The sequence below is a fragment of the Ruegeria sp. ANG-R genome, from assembly GCF_000813985.1.
In the GTDB taxonomy this organism is placed as follows: domain Bacteria; phylum Pseudomonadota; class Alphaproteobacteria; order Rhodobacterales; family Rhodobacteraceae; genus Ruegeria.
The window spans coordinates 202149-219651 of the sequence record NZ_JWLJ01000001.1; the positions used below are offsets into that span (position 1 = coordinate 202149).

Genomic DNA, 17503 nt, shown 5'->3' on the forward strand with positions numbered 1-17503 from the left:
GAGTGATCGGCGCCCAAAATTCGGATTCCGATCCGACCCCATGCTACATCTGCTTCATGGGATACGTAGGATGGGTTCTCTAGTCCATCGTTTGAATGTCGTGGGGTTCTGGGGTGGCAGGGTGCACGTTGGCAGCGCCATCTAACGCCAAGCTAAACGCTTCATGAAGTTTCCCTTAGGTAAGTTGTAACCGGCACACCTCCGCCCAATCTGTAGGCCACAGCAAGGATGTTCGCTTTTGAACTCCAGATGGTCGCATTCAGGAGGAGATCCCCATGACCAGATACATGACTGCCGGAGCAGCTGCCCTGGCCACGTCCCTCGCCCTCGGAACCGCTGCACTGGCCGACACCACGCCGGACCTGCGTGGCACGTGGTTGGGGAGTTATACGACCGTGCAGCCCAGCCATTATTACAAGGGGGATCAGCCCCGCTTTAATCAGGCCGAATGGATGCTCGACGTCCAGATGCAGGAAGACAATGTCTTCTGGGGCCCCAGCAAATGGCGCCGCGAGGGCGACTCTGAATGGAACGAATACGAAGCCACCGGGACCATCAGCCTCGATGGATCGGGCGCGATCGGCATCGTTGAAACATCCCCGCTGGTGATTGGCGCCAATGCGTTGATCGATGCGCGGTACGAGGACGGCAAGATCTTTGCCGATTTCCGTAGCCTGCGGAACGGAACGACCTATAGCACCGTTCTGGAACGTCAGGTGAACTGAAGCGTTTCCGGCCTGATCGGATGTTAAAGGGGGTATTGCCGCTGATACGCGTGATTGCGGCAGGAGTAGTAGGTACCCGGTCAGGTCGGAGCGCTTCTCATAAATAAAAGTCTCCACAGGGAGGCGATGGGCCGGGCGGCGATCTCGCCGCCCGCGACAGGCTCCAGCCCCCCGCGCTTGAGGATGCGGCGTTCCTCGGCACGGGTCATCTGGATCTCGCGGACCTTCAGCGCGGCGTCACGCGCGATGAGGTACCTGCCGTCCGGCCCCGGTTCCATTCCCGGAATTCCACGCACTTTGGACTACCACCCGCGCAGCCCGCTGAGCGGGTGTTTGTGCCCCACCAGTTCATCATCCTGCAGATCCCATATCCGCTCGGCCTCGGTCATCGAGACCAGTGCGGCGAGCGGTTTACCATAGCGCGTCAGCACGATCACCGCACGCGGGTCTTGTGTCAGGGTCACCAGCTCTCCCAATTGGGTGCGGGCTTGCGAAATGGTGCAGCGCATCAGCGAATCTCCGGTTGTACGATTCGAAAGATTGGGGAGTTGAGTGTTGTACAACTCGGACAATTCGCCGCTAACGCGGCGCACGGGGCCTTTGCAGGTGCAGAAATCGGTCGGATTCCGGCCCGTGACCACCGTTTGAACTTTTCCGCCCCCAAGCCCGCTTCTTGCCGCGAAATCTCGGGTTATCCACATGGCTCTCCCGGTGGATATCAACAGTTTATCCCCGTCTAATTTTCATGCTGCAGTGCTATTTTCTTGTCCGATGAAGGCGCTGATGCAACAGTCTGGTTACGGCTTCAGTTCTTCGGGACAGGGGCGGGACGCAAAGGCCAAGGGGGCCGCAGCGACGAAGGCAGGTTCTAGGATTTGTCCTTGGTTGTAATGGCTTACCGGTGGTGGATCAGTTTGGCCGGGCTTCGGTTCGGGTAAGTTGATTAGCCTCTCAGAAGGTCTGCGCGGGCTGCGACGCGACATAGCGCGTGTGGCGGTCGCTGGGGTTCCTTCGGGGGCTACGGCAACTGGATCGAAACGCCCCTCGGGCGGATCGGACCGGCAAGGCGTCAGGAGTGTCCGCAAGGATGCATGCAAAGACCGCGTCTGAGCACCTGACGCCTTTTCCTTTTTGAGAACCATCGGTTCATACAGGCTACCACGCACCACCACCCGGACCGGAACGGGGTTCTTTCGCTTGCGCAAAAGAACCCCGTGGAAGTGTCAGAAATGCAATGCCGCGTCTATGCACCTGTGGCGACAATGTTAGTCGTCTAAGGAGAATATGGCAACTATATATTGCGGTCAGGTATCGTTCAGGCGCAATATCCCGTCACGCTCAGATATTTTCCTGAACGTCCTCAGCTGCGTTCTGGATGGCGTCACCGGCGTTTTCGATGTCTTTGCCGGCGCCCTTTGCGGTTTCGCAGGCGGTCAGGGTTACAAGGGCCAGGCCAATCAGGATTGTGCGGATCATCGGTTGCTCCATAAGTGCTTGTTTCGAATTGGTTAGCAGCTTTCAACGGACAGAGCTACAGGTTTCGTATGTCATCAATCAACGCATCGCGTACGGGCTGACTGGCGGTACCCATCGTGTCGAGAAAGCTGTAATTTCAGCCGTATGAAAGGGGCAGCGAAGCGGATCAGTTTGAGTCCTGGCTGCAGAACAGCTCATAAACCACCTCAAGGATGCGGGCAGGTCGCTCATCGGCCAGCCTGTAATAGATCGCCTTGCCTTCCCGCCGGGGAACAACCAGCCCCTCAAGCCTGAGACGAGACAATTGCTGCGATACGGCCGCCTGCCGGGCGGACAGCAGTCGCTCCAGTTCAGTCACCGATTTCTCACCGGACACGAGGTGGCACAGTATCATCAGGCGCCCTTCGTGGCTGATGGCCTTGAGGAAGTTCGATGCCCGCGTTGCGTTTTCGACCATCCGGTCAAGTTCGGTCGGCGACATATCCTCGGTCAGTTGTGGCAGAGCCATAATCGTATTCCCTAGTTACTATCGCCGAATCCCGGGGCTGTCCGAAGCCACCTTGCAGCGGGAACTCTTGGTACAATTTCTAAGCATGTATTTCCATATGCACGGATCAAAATAGCGTGATGTGACCAGCGCGAATCCGCGCAGGGCGATTGTCACGCCACCGCAGAGGATGCAAGCAGATCACCCGAGCCAATGGAAAGCCCCGGAACGCGCGGCCCCCCTTGCAGCCCCCCTGTGGCGGCACTAAGACTCGGGTAACTTCTCTTCGGGTAATGTCCCGATCCATCGCAAAACAGGCAGGTTCCGAATGTTCGATCCAGTTGATACATATATGAACACACTCGTCCCCATGGTCGTCGAGCAGACCAGCCGGGGCGAACGTGCATACGATATTTTCTCGCGCCTTCTGAAAGAGCGGATCATTTTCATCAACGGTCCTATTCACGATGGGATGAGCCATCTGGTCGTGGCGCAATTGCTGCACCTTGAGGCGGAAAACCCGAACAAGGAAATCTCGATCTACATCAACTCGCCGGGTGGTGTCGTGACCAGCGGTTTGTCGATTTACGACACAATGCAGTATATCAAGCCGAAATGTTCCACATTGGTGATCGGCCAGGCCGCGTCGATGGGCTCGGTTCTGCTGGCCGGTGGCGAGAAGGGGATGCGGTTTTCGCTGCCCAACAGCCGGATCATGGTGCACCAGCCCAGCGGCGGGTATCAGGGTCAGGCCAGCGATATCATGATCCATGCGGCTGAGACGCAGAAACTCAAGGATCGCCTTTATGACATCTATGTGCGTCATACCGGGCAGACCAAAAAGGCGGTTGAAAAAGCGTTGGACCGCGACAATTTCATGAGCCCGGAAGAGGCCAAGGATTGGGGCCACATCGACGAGATCGTCGAGAATCGCGCCAAAATGGATGGCGACGAAGACTAGGTTCAAATCCGCGCGCGTCGGGCGTGAGGAATGATTTTGAGATTGTAGCTGCCAGAGCGCTGGCCTAAGCTGCAGGCATATACGGCAATCGCGGCCCTGAAAGGGGCCGCTGAGACGGAGCCCGAGGGGTAAAGTATGGCGACGAATTCAGGCGGAGACGGCAAGAACACGCTCTATTGCAGCTTTTGCGGCAAAAGCCAGCATGAGGTGCGTAAGCTGATCGCAGGCCCGACCGTGTTCATCTGCGACGAGTGTGTCGAACTCTGCATGGACATCATCCGTGAAGAGACTAAGGCCAGCGGCCTGAAATCCTCGGACGGCGTGCCGACGCCCAAGGATATCTGCGAGGTTCTGGACGATTATGTGATCGGTCAGGCGACAGCCAAACGGGTGCTCTCGGTTGCGGTTCACAACCACTACAAGCGCCTGAATCACGCCCAGAAAGCGGGCAGTGATATCGAACTGGCGAAATCCAATATTCTTCTGATTGGCCCTACCGGCTGCGGCAAGACCTTGTTGGCGCAGACATTGGCGCGGATTCTGGACGTGCCGTTCACCATGGCGGATGCAACCACACTGACCGAGGCCGGTTACGTGGGTGAGGATGTCGAGAACATCATTCTCAAGCTGCTGCAGGCCAGCGAGTACAACGTCGAACGCGCGCAGCGCGGCATCGTCTATATCGACGAAGTCGACAAGATCACCCGTAAATCGGAAAACCCCTCGATCACCCGCGACGTGTCGGGCGAGGGCGTGCAGCAGGCCCTGTTGAAGCTGATGGAAGGCACCGTCGCCAGCGTTCCTCCGCAAGGTGGCCGCAAGCATCCGCAGCAGGAATTCCTGCAAGTAGACACCACGAATATCCTGTTTATCTGTGGCGGTGCCTTCGCGGGCCTCGACAAGATTATCGCGCAGCGCGGCAAAGGCTCGGCCATGGGCTTTGGTGCCGATGTACGGGACAATGACGACCGCGGCGTGGGTGAAATCTTCAAGGATCTGGAACCGGAAGATTTGCTGAAATTCGGCCTGATCCCGGAATTTGTCGGTCGCCTGCCGGTGCTGGCGACGCTCGAAGACTTGGACGAGGATGCGCTGGTGACAATTCTGACCAGCCCGAAGAACGCTCTGGTCAAGCAGTATCAGCGCCTGTTCGAACTGGAAGATGCTGAGCTTGCCTTTACAGATGATGCGCTGAAAGCGATCGCCAAGAAAGCGATCGAGCGTAAAACAGGTGCACGTGGTCTGCGTTCGATCCTCGAAGACATTCTGTTGGACACGATGTTCGAACTGCCCGGCATGAAGAACGTGACCGAAGTTGTGGTCAACGAAGAGGCGGTGACATCGGACTCTCAGCCTCTGATCATCTATGCGGACGCTGCGGAATCGGCTTCGGCTGGTTAAGCGCGCTCTTTATCTCATTCGGACAACCATCGGCGTGCCGGGTAAGGGGCGCTGCCCCCGCCGCCCTTTGGGCGTCTCCCCCGGGATATTTACAGCCAGATGAAGCAGGGGATCGGTTCTTCATCTGGCCAAAAAATATCCCGGAGCGCGAGGCAGAGCCTCGCAAGGATTCGGCGTTGTCAGCACAGCGGCGTTTAAGTGATGAGGGATACATGACGGTTAGGCGTATTTCATCAGGCGGCGAATTCGAGGCCAAGGTTGGCTATTGCCGCGCCGTTGTCGCGGGGGGCTGGGTTCATGTCGCTGGTACCGTAGGGCAAGGGGAAACGGCTGCAGAGCAGTGCCGTTCCGCGCTTTCAATCATCGAAAGCGCACTGGCCGAGGCTGGCGCGTCGTTTCAGGATGTCGTGCGTGTGACCTATATGCTGCCGGATCGAACCGAGTTTGAACCTTGTTGGCCTATTCTGGCCGAGACATTTGGTGCGAACCCTCCTGCGGCCACGATGATCGAATGTGGCTTGATAGACCCGAAGTACCGAATTGAAATTGAAGTCACCGCTATCCTGCCGGAATGACGCAGGCAGCGCTGGCAGTACTGGACCTTGGCGTGCCTTTGGTCCATATCTGCGGGGACAGAAATGCCGGAGGCAGCCGATGGGAATCCTGAACAGTCTTTTGCGGGCCGTGACCTGGTGGAACGGGGCCACCCTGAACACGCAGTTTTACACTGCGCGCAAGGGGATCAAGGTCGGTGAAGACGATGAAGGCAACGTGTTCTATCGCAACGCCGACGACAGCAAGCGTTGGGTGATTTTCAATGGCGAGGCCGAGGCCAGCCGGATCGACCCCGATTGGCATGGCTGGCTGCACCGCACGTGGGATGAGCCGCCAACCGACAAACCTCTGGCGCACAAGCCCTGGGAAAAACCGCATCAGGAAAACCTGACAGGCACCGCGCTGGCTTATGCACCTGCGGGTTCGCTGCGCCGTGCCGATCCGGTTGAACGCAGTGATTACGAGGCGTGGAGCCCGGAATAGGCGAAGCATAGATGTCTACTCATACAAAGACCGAAGTTATCGTCGGCGGCGCCGTGCTGGCCTGTGCCATCGCGTTTGGCGTTTACGCCAGCCAGTCAACTGGCCTGTCTCAATCCAACACAGGCTATGAGCTGGGTGCGTCTTTCCGCTCGCTCGAAGGTGTCGGCGTCGGCACCGATGTGCGCCTTGCCGGCGTCAAGATCGGGACGGTGACGGGTGTTACACTGAACTCTGACACGTATCGCGCGGATACTCAGTTTTCCGTGGCTGATGGTATCCTTATCCCGGATGACAGCGCGGTCGTGATCTCGTCCGAAGGATTGCTGGGTGGCAACTTTGTTGAGGTCATGCCGGGTGGTTCCCCGTTTTATTTCGAGGCGGGTGATGAGATCACTGATACCCAAGGCGCGGTCAGCCTGATCTCGTTGCTGGTCAAGTTCGTGGCCGGGGACGGCAGCGAATGATCCGTGCGGCTCTTGTAGCGCTGCTGGTCACCGCGACCGGAGCCGCTGCACAGCAGAAGGTCGAATCCGGCCCCGGAGCCATGTTGCGTGGGCTCGATAAAGTCAGTGGGCAGACCTTGGATATCGAGGTGCAGAACGGCGAGACTGCGACCGTGTTCGGACTGGATGTTGCGTTGGGGGATTGCCGGTACCCTGCGGACAACCCGACGGGGGATGCGTTCGCCTATCTCACGATCTGGGAGCAGGGCAAGGCGCAGCAGCTGTTTGATGGCTGGATGATTGCGACCTCTCCTGCACTGAACGCTCTGGACCATGCGCGCTATGACGTCTGGGTGATCCGCTGTATCACACCCTGAGGCGTCTGCAGCAAATCAGTGGTGAAATCCGCTTTTAGATCAAGCGCTTGTTTTAACTCGCTGTGATATACCGCACGTGGGATTTCAATCGCGCCCAGTGAGGCCAGATGTGCCGTCAGAAACTGCGTATCGAACAGCGTAAACCCGGTTTGGCGCAGCCGATCCACCAGATAGGCAAGTGCAATCTTCGATGCGTCCGTACGGCGCGAGAACATGCTTTCGCCAAAGAAAGCCGCGCCGAGGACCACGCCGTAAACGCCGCCAATCAGCGACGAACCGTCCCAGACCTCAAGCGAATGCGCGCGCCCGGTTTGGTGCAACTGCTGATACAGGCGGCGTAGTTCGGGGTTGATCCAGGTGTCAGCGCGATCGGCGCAGCCATCTATGACACCAGCAAAATCGCGATCGATGGTTATCTCGAATGCGCAGGTTCGAATGCGTCGCGCCAAACTGCGCGAGATGTGAAAACCGTCCAGCGGAAAGACCCCCCGGATTTTCGGGTCGACCCAGAACAGTTCCGGGTCGTCACGGTGTTCGGCCATCGGGAATATCCCGATTGAGTAACCGTGCAGTAAAAGTTCGGGGGAAAGGCTCATATCAGATGTGCCGGGGCCGGTGGGCATATGCCTCCGGCCCCAAAACTTTACTGGGCCATGTTCTCCGCAAGCCAGTGCTCCAGCCAGTGGATGTTGTAGTCACCGCTATGCAGGTCAGGTTCCTGCAGCAGCGCGTGGAACAGCGGCACGGTGGTGTCGATGCCGTCGACGATTAGCTCTCCCAATGCGCGCTCCAGACGCGCCAGCGCCTCGGCACGGTCGCGACCTTGCACGATCAGCTTTGCGATCAGCGAGTCGTAATACGGCGGGATCGAGTAGCCATCATAGAGCGCCGAATCCATGCGCACACCCAGGCCGCCGGGCGCGTGATAGGCCGTGATCTTACCGGGGCAGGGTGAGAAATTCGGCAGTTTCTCGGCATTGATCCGAACCTCGATGGCGTGGCCGTTGATCTCAAGATCGTCCTGACCGAACGACATGTCCTCACCAGCGGCAACGAGGATCTGTTCGCGCACCAGATCGACGCCGAAGATGCCTTCGGTCACCGGGTGTTCCACCTGAAGGCGGGTGTTCATCTCGATGAAGTAGAACTCACCATTCTCATAGAGGAACTCGATGGTGCCCGCACCGATATAGTTGATCTTGGCGACAGCATCCGCACAGACCTTACCGATCTTGGCGCGCTCTTCGGGGGTGATGCAGGGGCCGGGGGCCTCTTCGAACACCTTCTGGTGACGGCGCTGCAGCGAACAGTCGCGTTCGCCCAAGTGAACCGCCTTGCCTTTGCCATCGCCAAAGACCTGAATCTCGATATGGCGCGGCGTGGTCAGGTATTTTTCGATATAGACCTCGTCATTGCCAAAGGCAGCTTTGCCTTCGGCGCGCGCGGTCATGAAGGCGCTTTCCATCTCATCTGCGGTCATCGCGACTTTCATGCCGCGACCGCCGCCGCCGGCGGTGGCTTTGATGATGACGGGATAGCCGAACTCTTCGCCGATGCGCTTGGCATCTTCCAAGGTGGGAACGCCGCCATCGGAACCGGGAACACAAGGAACACCCAGTTCCTTCATGGTGTCCTTGGCGGTGATCTTGTCACCCATCACGCGGATATGTTCCGCGGTGGGGCCGATGAAGGTGATGCCGTGGTCTTCGACGATCTGCACGAACTCGGCATTCTCGGACAGGAAGCCATAGCCGGGATGGATCGCCTGCGCGCCGGTGATTTCACAGGCCGAGATGATCGCGGGCACCGACAGATAGCTTTGCGGGCTGGGCGGGGGGCCGATGCAGACCGATTCGTCCGCCATGCGCACATGCATCGCGTCGCTGTCGGCGGTGGAATGGACGGCAACCGTCTTGATCCCCATCTCGCGCGCAGCACGGATCACGCGCAGGGCGATCTCGCCTCGGTTGGCAATCAGGATTTTGTCGAACATGGGCCCGCCTTACTCAACGATGACCAGAGGCGTGCCGAATTCAACAGCGTCGCCATCGCCGACCAGAATGCGCTTGATGGTGCCCGATTTGGGCGCGTGGATGTGGTTCATGGTCTTCATGGCTTCGACAATCAGCAGCGTGTCGCCCTCGGACACCGAAGCGCCTACCGAGATAAACGCGGGCGCACCCGGCTCGGGCTGCATGTAAACGGTGCCCACCATGGGCGAGGTCACGGCGCCGGGGTGGCTTGCGGGATCGTCAACGGCAGCGGGGGCTTCAGCAGCGGCGGGGGCGGCAACCGGAGCAGGTGCTGCAGGCGCAGCCGCAGGAACCGCAACCTGTACCGGAGCAGCGACAGCCTGCGACATACGGCTCACGCGGACATTCAGGCTGTCTTCCTCGCCATATTCACGTTTGACCTGCAGTTCGGTCAGGTCGTTTTCGCGCAGCAGTTCGGCCAGTGCCTTGATAAACGCGACATCCGCTTCGTGTTTGGTATCTGTCATGAGTGTCCTCGAAGGTTCCCCTTTGGCCCGTCTGTTCCCTGCGGGCTTGGTCTGATTACGCAGCGTTATAAGCCATGCAGACGGCCATGAAAAGCGCCGTCTGAGCCTGTTAAATGGGGGTTTTTGCGTTAATTGCGAGGGCGGTTGCGATTACAGCGGCGTTCCTGACAGTTTCGCAACCAGTTCGGGCAGTTTCCGGGCGCCGTATTTCTCCAGAAGGCGGGCGCGATAGGCTTCGATGGTACGATAGCTCAGCCCCAGTTCGACGCCAATTTCCTTGGCGGACAAGCCGCGGCAGGACAGGATCGCCACCTCGCGTTCGCGGGTGGTTAACTGAACCAGCGGGCGCTCTTCCGAGATGTCCGAAAAGCTCCAGATCCCATGCCGGAACGGGTCGTCCGGCGTCAGCGACCGCCCCCGCGCGCGGCACCAGAACAGGTCTCCGTCGCGCCGCCGCATCACCCGTTCGTCCGTGTAATACCCGGTGTCGCGCATCACCTGCAGGCTGCGCGCACCGATCCGCTCCCAGTCAGCGACCGACGGGTAGAGATGCAGCAGCGGCATGTTACGATAATCGCTCTCATCCCCGCCGAACGTGCGCGCGAATTGCAGATTGCAGCGGCGGATGATCCGGTTTTCAAGCTCGACAAGACCGATGGGTGCGTATTCGAAGGCGGGGTCGCTCATGGTCTCATGGTGACGCGTATTGGGCGGAAAGAGAAGGGGAGGTAGCGGTTTCGCCCGACGGGATTTGTGAAGGTTGTAAATCCGCTTTGAAAATTTGGTGGCAACAGATAAAAATCATGCAGTTATTCTGCAAATCCATATGCGGTAGCCAAGGAAACGGACGTGATGCGAGACACCCTGACCGGAAGCCGGATACGCGAAAGGCGGCAAATCTCGGGGCTGCGTCAGGCCGAGCTGGCGCGACAGGTGGGGATTTCGGCCTCGTATCTGAATTTGATCGAGCACAATCGCCGCCGCATCGGGGGCAAACTGCTGGTCGACATCGCGGCGGCCTTGTCGGTCGAGCCGTCACTGCTGACGCAAGGGATCGAAGAGACGCTCATCTCCGCCCTGCGCGAGGCGGCGGCGGATGCGGTGGGGCAAAAGGCCGAGGTCGACGGGCTTGAGGAATTCGCCGGGCGCTTTCCCGGCTGGTCCGGGGTTCTGGCCCAGATGCACCGCCGTGTTGTGTCACTGGAACGCACCGTGGAAACTCTGTCGGACCGGCTGACCCACGACCCGCATCTGGCGGCTTCGATGCACGAGGTGCTCTCGACCGCAGCCGCCATCCGCTCGACCGCCGCGATTCTGGCCGAACCCGGAGAGATCGAGGCGGAATGGCGCGACCGTTTCCATCGCAACCTGCATCAGGATGCCGAACGGCTGGCGGAAAGCTCCAAGGCACTGGTAACCTATCTCGATGACAGCGACGGGCAACGCGATCTGCGCGGCATCCCTCTGGATGCGGTCGAAGCGTTTTTTGCCGAACAGGGGTTTCATTTCCCCGCACTCGAAGCCGGGGGGCAAGCCGACGACACTCCGCTTGATGCGCTGGGCTCGACTGCGGCCAGAACCGTGGCCTCGGATCTGCTGGATCTCTACGCAGCCGATGCGCGCGTCATGCCGCTGGATCAGGTCTGCGCGGCGCTTGATGCAGCAAATCCCGACCCGCTGGCGCTGGCCGCCACTTTCGCGGTGGATCTGGCCGCGGTGCTGCGGCGGCTGGCGTTTTTGCCCGAGGGCACGCTGGCCCGTCCCGCAGGGCTGGTGATCTGCGACGCCTCGGGCAGCGTTCTGTTCTACAAGCCCGCTCCGGGGTTCGCCCTGCCGCGCCATGGTGAGGCGTGTCCGCTCTGGCCGCTGTTCACAGCGCTGAACCGGCCTTTAGTTCCGGTCCGACAACGGGTCGTCCAGCTTGGCAGAACGGCGGCTGAGTTCGAATGTTTCGCCATCGCAACCCCACAACCGGCAAAGGCTTTCGGGGCCGAGCCGGTCTATCGTTCGGTCATGCTGGTGCTACCGGTCGAAGATACGGTGCAGCCAACGGAAACCGCGGCGCAGGCCGGGGCCAGTTGCCGCATATGTCCAAAACGCGATTGCAGCGCGCGGCGCGAACCATCGATCCTGAGCGAAGGGTTTTGACAGTTTCGTGACACAGCGCTTAGTCTGGGTCCGACAGGTGGCTGGACGCGCAACCGGTCATGGGGAGGACATGCAAATATGAGCCGCAAGGTTCTGTTGATCGAGGATGAGCCCAATATCACCGAGGCGATCCGGTTTCTGCTGACGCGTGAAGGCTGGCAGGTTGAGACCCATGCCGAGGGGACGGATGCGGTGCAGGTGATTCTGGCCGCCCGGCCTGATCTGGTGATTCTGGATGTGATGCTGCCGGGCAAAAGCGGGATGGATGTGCTGCGTGATCTGCGCGAGCATGACGAGATGAAGGTGCTGCCGGTTCTGATGCTGACCGCGCGCGGCCAATCCCGCGATCGGGAGATGGCCGAACAGGCCGGGGTCAGCCGTTTCATGACCAAACCCTTCTCGAATACCGAGGTTCTGACGGCGGTGCGCGATCTGCACGCGCAGGCGTCGCAATCATGAGTTCCCCGGGCGACGGCAAAGGTCGGCCCGCGCCGGTCCGGCCCTCGCTGTTTTTGGAACGGCAAAGTTACCGCAGGCGCAGGCTGGCGGATGCGGCACGGCTGTTGCCGTTTCTGGGTGCCGCCATGCTTGCACTGCCTCTGCTGTGGCCCGATGAAAGCGAAGCGGCCGAGGCTTTGCCGCTCTCGTCGGCCATGTTCTACATCTTTGCCTGCTGGGGTGTTCTGATCCTGATCAGCGTGGTCTTCGGCATCGCCGCCCGACGCATGGCCGCGCGCGAAGATGCCGAACCCGAGGCCGAGCCATGGCAACGCTGAATATCCTGATTCTGGTCTGTCTGGGCTATGTGGTGCTGCTGTTCGGCGTGGCCTTTGCGGCAGATCGTCTTGCCGCGCGCGGGGGTGGAAAATGGCTGCGGTCCCCGCTGATCTACACCCTTTCTCTGTCGATCTATTGCACCGCATGGACGTTTTATGGCGCGGTCGGCAACGCCGCGCGGTCCGGGCTGGAGTTCGTGACGATCTATCTGGGCCCGACATTGGTAATGATCAGCTGGTGGTGGGGCCTGCGCAAGCTGGTGCGGATCGGGCGCAGCCAGCGTGTCACATCCATCGCTGACCTGATCTCGTCGCGCTACGGCAAGTCCAACACGCTGGCGGTTTGCGTGACCATCTTGGCGGTGCTGGGCGGCACGCCGTATATCGCGCTGCAATTGCAGTCGATCACGCTGTCTTTTTCGATCTTTGCCGAGGCCGATCCCACCGGCCTCTACCGCGAAGGCTCCAGCGTGTTCTGGGTGGCTGCCGGTCTGGCCGTCTTTGCGATCCTCTTCGGTACCCGCAATCTGGATGCCAATGAGCGCCACCACGGTGTTGTCACCGCTATTGCGCTGGAATCAGTGGTCAAGCTGTTCGCGCTTTTAGCTGTTGGCATCTTCGTCGTTTGGGGGATCGCTGGCGGATTGGGGCCGATGATGGACCAGATTGACGCCTCCGAGATCGGTCAATGGCATGTGGATGCGGGTCGCTGGACCACCTTCATCTTCCTCTCGGCGGCGGCATTTGTCTGCCTGCCGCGGATGTTTCAGGTCATGGTGGTCGAGAATGATGACGAAAGCCACCTTCGCACCGCCGCCTGGGCCTTTCCGCTTTATCTGCTGTTGATGAGCCTGTTCGTGGTGCCGATTGCGGTGGTCGGGCTGGACCTGATGCCTGAGGGATCGAACCCGGACCTGTTCGTGCTGACCGTGCCGCTGTCGCAAGGCAATGACTGGTTGGCGATGCTGTCCTTCATTGGCGGGTTCTCCTCGGCCACGTCGATGGTGATCGTCACGGCCATGGCGTTGTCGACCATGGTCTCGAACCATGTGGTCATGCCAATCTGGCTGAACACACAGGAAGGTACAGCGTCGGTCTCGGGCGACGTCCGGACCATCGTGCTGATGGCGCGGCGGGTGTCCATCGCGGTGATCATGGCGCTGGGCTATTTCTACTACCGGCTGTCGGGCGGCGGGGCCGCGCTGGCCTCGATCGGTCTGGTGGCTTTCGCGGGTATCTCCCAGATCGTGCCCGCGCTTGTCGGTGGCCTGTTCTGGCGCGGTGCCACGCGGACCGGGGCGCTGGTCGGGCTCAGCGTCGGATTCCTTCTCTGGATATACACCCTGCTGCTGCCCGGTATGGAGGGCGGGATCATCCCCGCTTCGGTAATCGAAAACGGCCCCTTCGGCTGGGGGTGGCTGCGCCCGCAGGCGCTTTTTGGAATCGATGGGATCGACCCGATGGTGCACACGGTCATGTGGTCGCTGTCACTGAATACGATCGCATTCTGCGTCGCCTCAATGCTCAGCTTCCCAAGCCCGTTGGAACGCCTGCAGGGCGCGCAATTCGTCAACGTCTTTGACCATTCAGCCGCACCGCGTGGCTGGACGGGTTCGGTGGCGCAAAGCGAAGACCTGATGATCATGACACAGCGGATTCTGGGCACCAATCCGGCGCAGGAGTTCTTTCAGGCTGAGGCCGAGCGTCAGAATGGCCGCCCCGGACGTCTACCCGAGCCCACACCGCAGTTTCTGGAGCGGCTGGAACGCGAACTCAGCGGCTCGGTCGGTGCCGCGACGGCCCATGCGATGATCGGCCAGATCGTGGGCGGGGCGTCCGTCTCGGTCGAGGACCTGCTGGCCGTGGCCGACGAATCCGCGCAGATGCTTGAATACTCCAGCCAGCTTGAGGCGAAATCGGCCGAACTCAGCCGCACCGCACGCCAGCTGCGCGAGGCAAACGCAAAGCTCACGCAGGTTTCGATGCAGAAAGACGCGTTTCTCAGCCAGGTCAGCCATGAGCTGCGCACGCCCATGACCTCGATCCGCGCGTTTTCCGAGATCATGCGCGACACTGACGGGCTCAGCGAGGCCGAACAGACCCGCTATGCCGCGATCATTCACGACGAGGCGCTGCGTTTGACCCGGCTGCTGGACGATCTGTTGGACCTGAGCGTGCTGGAAAGCGGACAGGTCAGTCTGAACATGGGCGACGCGAGCTTGAATGAGGTTCTGGATCGTGCGGTTTCAAGCGCGTTGGCCGGCGGGGATCGCAAGCTTAGCGTACGGCGGGTCCGCGCGAGTGAACGGATTCCGCTGCACACCGATCTGGACCGGTTGGGGCAGGTGTTCATCAACCTGATCTCAAACGCCCAGAAATACTGTGACGCGGCTGAGCCCGTGCTGACAATCTCTGCCCATGATGTCGGGGGGCAGGTGGTGATTGATTTCACCGATAATGGCGGTGGCATTCCGCCCGAGGCGCAGTCGATGGTGTTCGAGAAATTCGCGCGCGTTGGGTCCGACAAGGCGGGCGGGGCCGGGCTGGGGCTGGCGATCTGCCGCGAGATCATGCAGCGCCTTGGGGGTGACGTCGCCTATCTGCCCGGTCAGGGGGGCGCGGCCTTCCGCGTCAACCTGCCACTGGCCTACCGTCAGGCCGCGCAATGAGGATGTCATAAAGACATTCGTAACGGTCACCGGGTTACACCAAGCGTCGGAACCTTTGCAAACGGCGGAACGGGGCGATGACGGATCGGGTCGATACAGCTTTGGCGCGCAAGCTTTCAGCGCAGCAGCAAGGTGCTGTCGACACGCCCCGATCCGTTCTGCGGGCTTTGCGGCTGGGGCTCGCGCGCGCTGCCGGCGAGGGCATGGGGCTGGCGCTGTCGGTCATCGGGGCAAAACAGGCCGTGCGCGCACAGGAGGATATGGCCGGGCGGCTTCACGATGGCTGGCTGCTGCTGATCTTCACCTCAGATCAGGGCGGCGTTGCGGCGGTGTGTCTGAACCCCGGATGCGTGTCGGCCATCGTACAGCAGCAGACCATTGCAATGGTCACCTCCGATCCACCGCCCGAGCGCGCCTTCACAGATACGGACGCGGCCATGGTTGCACCGCTGCTCGAGGATATGTTGGGCCGGGCGGTGAACCTGGTCGAAACCTCTGCGGATGTGGCCAGCCTGTCGGGGTATGAGTTTGCCTCACGGGCCGAAGACCGGCGCAGCCTGATCCTTGCACTGGTGGATGAAGCCTATCGTGTGTTCGATCTGACGGTCGAACTTGCCGGGGGCGCCCGGCAGGGTGAGGTTTGTATCCTGTTGCCCAAACGCCCGCTCTCTGACGAAGAACAGGCAGAGGAGTCTGCGCAATCGGGCCTGAGTCTGGATCAGGCGTCAGGCGTGATGCGGGCGGAACTGAACACCGTGATCAGCCGAATGTCCTTGCCGCTGACCTCGCTGTCGGAACTGTCCGTCGGGGACGTCCTGCCGCTGCAGGGCGCGCGGGTGGATCGGGTCGAAGTGTTTGCAATCGACCGCACCCGCATGGCCATCGGGCGTTTGGGGCAATGCGGGGGAATGCGCGCGGTTCGGATCAACGAACAGCGCCCGGCCCCTGCGCTGCCAGCCGATGGCGGGCAGACATTTCTGGCCAGCAGGACCGGCCCGGTTTCCCCGCCCATGGAGGATATGCTTACATCGGAGATCCCGGAGGATATCGTAAGCGGAGACCCGGCGGTGGATGACGCTCTGCTGGACCCGGATGACCTGTTGTCTGCCAGTTCCAATCAAAGGGTTGCTGAAATTTCGCACCTAGCCGGTTTGCCGGCACCCGCAGGTGATCGCGACGGGTAGGCGGCTCAGCCTTGCTCGCGCAACTGCTCCAGCGCCGGGCGAAGCCCGTCAAGCGCATAGCCGGCTTTGCCGGTTGCATCGAGAATTTCGTCCGTGCTTAGCCGGTTGCACTGCCCCAGCGCCCAGACAACCGAGCATCGGGTCCCGGACGCGCAATACGCCAGCACCGGCCCGCCACAGCTTTCGGCCAGATCGCGTTGCAGGGCAACATTTTCCGGCGTCATCGTCTGGTGCGTCAACTCCAGCACTTCGTATTCCATCCCTGCATCGCGCACGGCCTGCCCGATTGCATCAGACTGCTGATCCGGCGGCACTTCGGTATTTGGACGATTGCAGATTACCTTGACAAATCCTGCCTCGGCGATGGCTGGCACGTCCTCGACCGAGATCTGGGGCGAGACGGCATAGCGGGGTGTGATCGGTCGAATCTCCATGGCAAGTGCTTAGGCCGCGTTGGCCACCCTGTCCAGTTGCGCCCCGAGTTTTGGTGCCGCAAACATGCCCGCAATCATCGCAATCAGGAACACAATTCCGCCAACGCCGCCGTAACTCAGCGACGCCATCGCGGGGCCCGGGCACAAACCCGCCAATCCCCAGCCGACCCCGAACAAAACCGACCCGACGATCAGGCGGCGGTCCAGCTCAGCGCGAGGCGGGGCAGGGAAGCGGTCAACCACCAGAGGTGCGCGGTTCCGTGTCAGCCGCCACGCCACCAGCATGGGCAGAATCGCCCCGCCCATGACGAAAGCCAGTGTCGGGTCCCAATTGCCGAACACATCCAGCCAGCCCTGGACCCTTGTGGTATCGGTCATGCCCGATATCAGAAGGCCGGTGCCAAACAGGGACCCTGCGAGAAAGGCAAACAGACCCCGCATCAGATTACCCCCAGAGCATGGCGAAACAGCGCCACCGTCAGCCCGCCCGCAAGGATGTAGAACACCGTGGCGACGATCCCGCGTAGCGAGAACCGCGATATGCCGCAGACCCCATGACCCGAGGTGCAGCCATTGGCGATGCGCGTGCCAACCCCGACCAGTAATCCTGCAAGGATGACGATCGCCATATCGCCGGTCAGATGAGTCTGCGCCTGTGGCGCGATCAGCGGGCGCAGCAGAAACGGCACTCCGATCAGGCCGGCTACAAAGGCCAGCCGTTCGGTCGTGGCGCTTCGGTCGTTGCGTTCGACCAGCCCACCCAGAATACCGCTGGCCCCCATGATGCGACCATTGCACAGTAGGTACACGGCGGCACCCAACCCGATCAGCAGACCACCCGCCAGCCCCCACAGCCACTCTACGTTCATGACAGGTTCCTCTCC

At 60.7% G+C, this 17503-nt stretch carries 23 protein-coding genes; 12 read left to right on the plus strand and 11 right to left on the minus strand.

Annotated features, from left to right (window positions below):
- Positions 1-275: 275 nt before the first annotated feature.
- Positions 276-725 (plus strand): hypothetical protein, encoded by a 450-nt coding sequence (locus RA27_RS00880; RefSeq protein WP_039534063.1) that lies wholly within the window; start codon positions 276-278, stop codon positions 723-725.
- Positions 726-805: 80 nt separating this feature from the next.
- Here RA27_RS00880 and RA27_RS00885 read toward each other — a convergent pair whose 3' ends face one another.
- From RA27_RS00885 to RA27_RS00895, 4 genes are all read right to left on the minus strand, one after another.
- Positions 806-1021 carry a hypothetical protein gene (locus tag RA27_RS00885; RefSeq protein ID WP_152610626.1) on the minus strand — a complete coding sequence of 72 codons (216 nt, stop codon included), beginning with the start codon at positions 1019-1021 and terminating at the stop codon, positions 806-808.
- Between the two features lie 6 nt (positions 1022-1027).
- Positions 1028-1234 carry a type II toxin-antitoxin system Phd/YefM family antitoxin gene (locus RA27_RS24285; protein ID WP_193746449.1) on the minus strand — a complete coding sequence of 69 codons (207 nt, stop codon included), beginning with the start codon at positions 1232-1234 and terminating at the stop codon, positions 1028-1030.
- A gap of 829 nt (positions 1235-2063) precedes the next feature.
- A complete protein-coding gene (locus RA27_RS23450) occupies positions 2064-2201 on the minus strand; it encodes an entericidin A/B family lipoprotein (protein WP_082025048.1) in 138 nt (45 codons plus the stop codon).
- Positions 2202-2367: 166 nt separating this feature from the next.
- Positions 2368-2709: a metalloregulator ArsR/SmtB family transcription factor gene (locus tag RA27_RS00895; RefSeq protein WP_039534070.1), complete on the minus strand. Its 342-nt coding sequence runs from the start codon at positions 2707-2709 to the stop codon at positions 2368-2370.
- 307 nt (positions 2710-3016) lie between these two features.
- Between RA27_RS00895 and RA27_RS00900 the strand changes: the two genes are divergently transcribed.
- The 6 genes from RA27_RS00900 (at position 3017) to RA27_RS00925 (ending at position 6908) form a co-directional block, all read left to right on the plus strand.
- Positions 3017-3649: an ATP-dependent Clp protease proteolytic subunit gene (locus RA27_RS00900; RefSeq protein ID WP_039534073.1), complete on the plus strand. Its 633-nt coding sequence runs from the start codon at positions 3017-3019 to the stop codon at positions 3647-3649.
- Between the two features lie 135 nt (positions 3650-3784).
- The gene (gene clpX, locus RA27_RS00905; RefSeq protein ID WP_039534074.1) at positions 3785-5050 is read left to right on the plus strand and encodes an ATP-dependent Clp protease ATP-binding subunit ClpX; all 1266 of its coding nucleotides are present in this window, start codon (positions 3785-3787) and stop codon (positions 5048-5050) included.
- A 212-nt stretch (positions 5051-5262) separates the two neighbouring features.
- The gene (locus RA27_RS00910) at positions 5263-5625 is read left to right on the plus strand and encodes a RidA family protein (RefSeq protein ID WP_039534077.1); all 363 of its coding nucleotides are present in this window, start codon (positions 5263-5265) and stop codon (positions 5623-5625) included.
- Between the two features lie 79 nt (positions 5626-5704).
- On the plus strand, positions 5705-6088 hold the full coding sequence (locus RA27_RS00915) for an NADH:ubiquinone oxidoreductase subunit NDUFA12 (protein WP_039534078.1): 384 nt from the start codon (positions 5705-5707) through the stop codon (positions 6086-6088).
- An 11-nt stretch (positions 6089-6099) separates the two neighbouring features.
- Positions 6100-6552, plus strand: coding sequence for an outer membrane lipid asymmetry maintenance protein MlaD (gene mlaD / locus RA27_RS00920; RefSeq protein WP_039534081.1), 453 nt, complete (start codon positions 6100-6102; stop codon positions 6550-6552).
- The gene (locus RA27_RS00925; RefSeq protein WP_039534083.1) at positions 6549-6908 is read left to right on the plus strand and encodes a DUF2155 domain-containing protein; all 360 of its coding nucleotides are present in this window, start codon (positions 6549-6551) and stop codon (positions 6906-6908) included. Before mlaD ends, RA27_RS00925 begins: the two co-directional genes overlap by 4 nt.
- Here the strand turns inward: RA27_RS00925 and aat are convergent.
- The 4 genes from aat to RA27_RS00945 form a co-directional block, all read right to left on the minus strand.
- Positions 6872-7504: a leucyl/phenylalanyl-tRNA--protein transferase gene (gene aat / locus RA27_RS00930; RefSeq protein ID WP_039536765.1), complete on the minus strand. Its 633-nt coding sequence runs from the start codon at positions 7502-7504 to the stop codon at positions 6872-6874. The two genes, RA27_RS00925 and aat, sit on opposite strands and share 37 nt — an antisense overlap.
- A gap of 47 nt (positions 7505-7551) precedes the next feature.
- On the minus strand, positions 7552-8901 hold the full coding sequence (gene accC / locus RA27_RS00935) for an acetyl-CoA carboxylase biotin carboxylase subunit (RefSeq protein WP_039534085.1): 1350 nt from the start codon (positions 8899-8901) through the stop codon (positions 7552-7554).
- A gap of 9 nt (positions 8902-8910) precedes the next feature.
- Positions 8911-9408, minus strand: coding sequence for an acetyl-CoA carboxylase biotin carboxyl carrier protein (gene accB / locus RA27_RS00940; protein WP_039534087.1), 498 nt, complete (start codon positions 9406-9408; stop codon positions 8911-8913).
- A 150-nt stretch (positions 9409-9558) separates the two neighbouring features.
- On the minus strand, positions 9559-10095 hold the full coding sequence (locus RA27_RS00945; protein ID WP_039534090.1) for a helix-turn-helix transcriptional regulator: 537 nt from the start codon (positions 10093-10095) through the stop codon (positions 9559-9561).
- 165 nt (positions 10096-10260) lie between these two features.
- On the opposite strand from RA27_RS00945, the gene RA27_RS00950 reads away from it, so the two are divergent.
- The 5 genes from RA27_RS00950 (at position 10261) to RA27_RS00970 (ending at position 16185) form a co-directional block, all read left to right on the plus strand.
- On the plus strand, positions 10261-11556 hold the full coding sequence (locus RA27_RS00950; RefSeq protein WP_039534092.1) for a helix-turn-helix transcriptional regulator: 1296 nt from the start codon (positions 10261-10263) through the stop codon (positions 11554-11556).
- A 78-nt stretch (positions 11557-11634) separates the two neighbouring features.
- The gene (locus tag RA27_RS00955; RefSeq protein WP_039534095.1) at positions 11635-12015 is read left to right on the plus strand and encodes a response regulator; all 381 of its coding nucleotides are present in this window, start codon (positions 11635-11637) and stop codon (positions 12013-12015) included.
- On the plus strand, positions 12012-12332 hold the full coding sequence (locus RA27_RS00960) for a hypothetical protein (protein WP_039534098.1): 321 nt from the start codon (positions 12012-12014) through the stop codon (positions 12330-12332). Before RA27_RS00955 ends, RA27_RS00960 begins: the two co-directional genes overlap by 4 nt.
- Positions 12320-15001: an ATP-binding protein gene (locus tag RA27_RS00965; protein ID WP_039534100.1), complete on the plus strand. Its 2682-nt coding sequence runs from the start codon at positions 12320-12322 to the stop codon at positions 14999-15001. The genes RA27_RS00960 and RA27_RS00965 overlap by 13 nt, the downstream gene beginning before the upstream one ends.
- Before the next feature lie 77 nt (positions 15002-15078).
- Complete coding sequence (locus tag RA27_RS00970; RefSeq protein ID WP_039534102.1) at positions 15079-16185, plus strand: flagellar motor switch protein FliM; 1107 nt, start codon at positions 15079-15081, stop codon at positions 16183-16185.
- A gap of 5 nt (positions 16186-16190) precedes the next feature.
- Here the strand turns inward: RA27_RS00970 and RA27_RS00975 are convergent, their stop codons facing one another.
- Genes RA27_RS00975 through RA27_RS00985 form a run of 3 tightly spaced genes read right to left on the minus strand, consistent with a single transcriptional unit; the run spans position 16191 to position 17488 of the window.
- Positions 16191-16619: a TIGR01244 family sulfur transferase gene (locus tag RA27_RS00975; protein WP_039534105.1), complete on the minus strand. Its 429-nt coding sequence runs from the start codon at positions 16617-16619 to the stop codon at positions 16191-16193.
- 9 nt (positions 16620-16628) lie between these two features.
- A complete protein-coding gene (locus RA27_RS00980) occupies positions 16629-17060 on the minus strand; it encodes a DUF6691 family protein (protein WP_039534108.1) in 432 nt (143 codons plus the stop codon).
- Entirely contained in the window at positions 17060-17488 is a 429-nt protein-coding gene (locus tag RA27_RS00985; RefSeq protein WP_039534110.1) for a YeeE/YedE thiosulfate transporter family protein, read from the minus strand. Before RA27_RS00985 ends, RA27_RS00980 begins: the two co-directional genes overlap by 1 nt.
- Positions 17489-17503: the final 15 nt, after the last annotated feature.

Bases quoted from the DNA above. Each gene is read 5' to 3' on its own strand.
- RA27_RS00915 (WP_039534078.1), top strand. From the start codon at position 5,705: ATGGGAATCCTGAACAGTCTTTTGCGGGCCGTGACCTGGTGGAACGGG.
- RA27_RS00910 (WP_039534077.1), top strand. From the start codon at position 5,263: ATGACGGTTAGGCGTATTTCATCAGGCGGCGAATTCGAGGCCAAGGTT.
- RA27_RS00955 (WP_039534095.1), top strand. From the start codon at position 11,635: ATGAGCCGCAAGGTTCTGTTGATCGAGGATGAGCCCAATATCACCGAG.
- RA27_RS24285 (WP_193746449.1), bottom strand. From the start codon at position 1,234: ATGCGCTGCACCATTTCGCAAGCCCGCACCCAATTGGGAGAGCTGGTG.
- RA27_RS00970 (WP_039534102.1), top strand. From the start codon at position 15,079: ATGACGGATCGGGTCGATACAGCTTTGGCGCGCAAGCTTTCAGCGCAG.
- RA27_RS00895 (WP_039534070.1), bottom strand. From the start codon at position 2,709: ATGGCTCTGCCACAACTGACCGAGGATATGTCGCCGACCGAACTTGAC.
- aat (WP_039536765.1), bottom strand. From the start codon at position 7,504: ATGAGCCTTTCCCCCGAACTTTTACTGCACGGTTACTCAATCGGGATA.
- RA27_RS00980 (WP_039534108.1), bottom strand. From the start codon at position 17,060: ATGCGGGGTCTGTTTGCCTTTCTCGCAGGGTCCCTGTTTGGCACCGGC.
- mlaD (WP_039534081.1), top strand. From the start codon at position 6,100: ATGTCTACTCATACAAAGACCGAAGTTATCGTCGGCGGCGCCGTGCTG.
- RA27_RS00975 (WP_039534105.1), bottom strand. From the start codon at position 16,619: ATGGAGATTCGACCGATCACACCCCGCTATGCCGTCTCGCCCCAGATC.
- accC (WP_039534085.1), bottom strand. From the start codon at position 8,901: ATGTTCGACAAAATCCTGATTGCCAACCGAGGCGAGATCGCCCTGCGC.
- RA27_RS00900 (WP_039534073.1), top strand. From the start codon at position 3,017: ATGTTCGATCCAGTTGATACATATATGAACACACTCGTCCCCATGGTC.
- clpX (WP_039534074.1), top strand. From the start codon at position 3,785: ATGGCGACGAATTCAGGCGGAGACGGCAAGAACACGCTCTATTGCAGC.
- RA27_RS00880 (WP_039534063.1), top strand. From the start codon at position 276: ATGACCAGATACATGACTGCCGGAGCAGCTGCCCTGGCCACGTCCCTC.
- RA27_RS23450 (WP_082025048.1), bottom strand. From the start codon at position 2,201: ATGATCCGCACAATCCTGATTGGCCTGGCCCTTGTAACCCTGACCGCC.
- accB (WP_039534087.1), bottom strand. From the start codon at position 9,408: ATGACAGATACCAAACACGAAGCGGATGTCGCGTTTATCAAGGCACTG.
- RA27_RS00960 (WP_039534098.1), top strand. From the start codon at position 12,012: ATGAGTTCCCCGGGCGACGGCAAAGGTCGGCCCGCGCCGGTCCGGCCC.
- RA27_RS00985 (WP_039534110.1), bottom strand. From the start codon at position 17,488: ATGAACGTAGAGTGGCTGTGGGGGCTGGCGGGTGGTCTGCTGATCGGG.
- RA27_RS00925 (WP_039534083.1), top strand. From the start codon at position 6,549: ATGATCCGTGCGGCTCTTGTAGCGCTGCTGGTCACCGCGACCGGAGCC.
- RA27_RS00945 (WP_039534090.1), bottom strand. From the start codon at position 10,095: ATGAGCGACCCCGCCTTCGAATACGCACCCATCGGTCTTGTCGAGCTT.
- RA27_RS00965 (WP_039534100.1), top strand. From the start codon at position 12,320: ATGGCAACGCTGAATATCCTGATTCTGGTCTGTCTGGGCTATGTGGTG.
- RA27_RS00950 (WP_039534092.1), top strand. From the start codon at position 10,261: ATGCGAGACACCCTGACCGGAAGCCGGATACGCGAAAGGCGGCAAATC.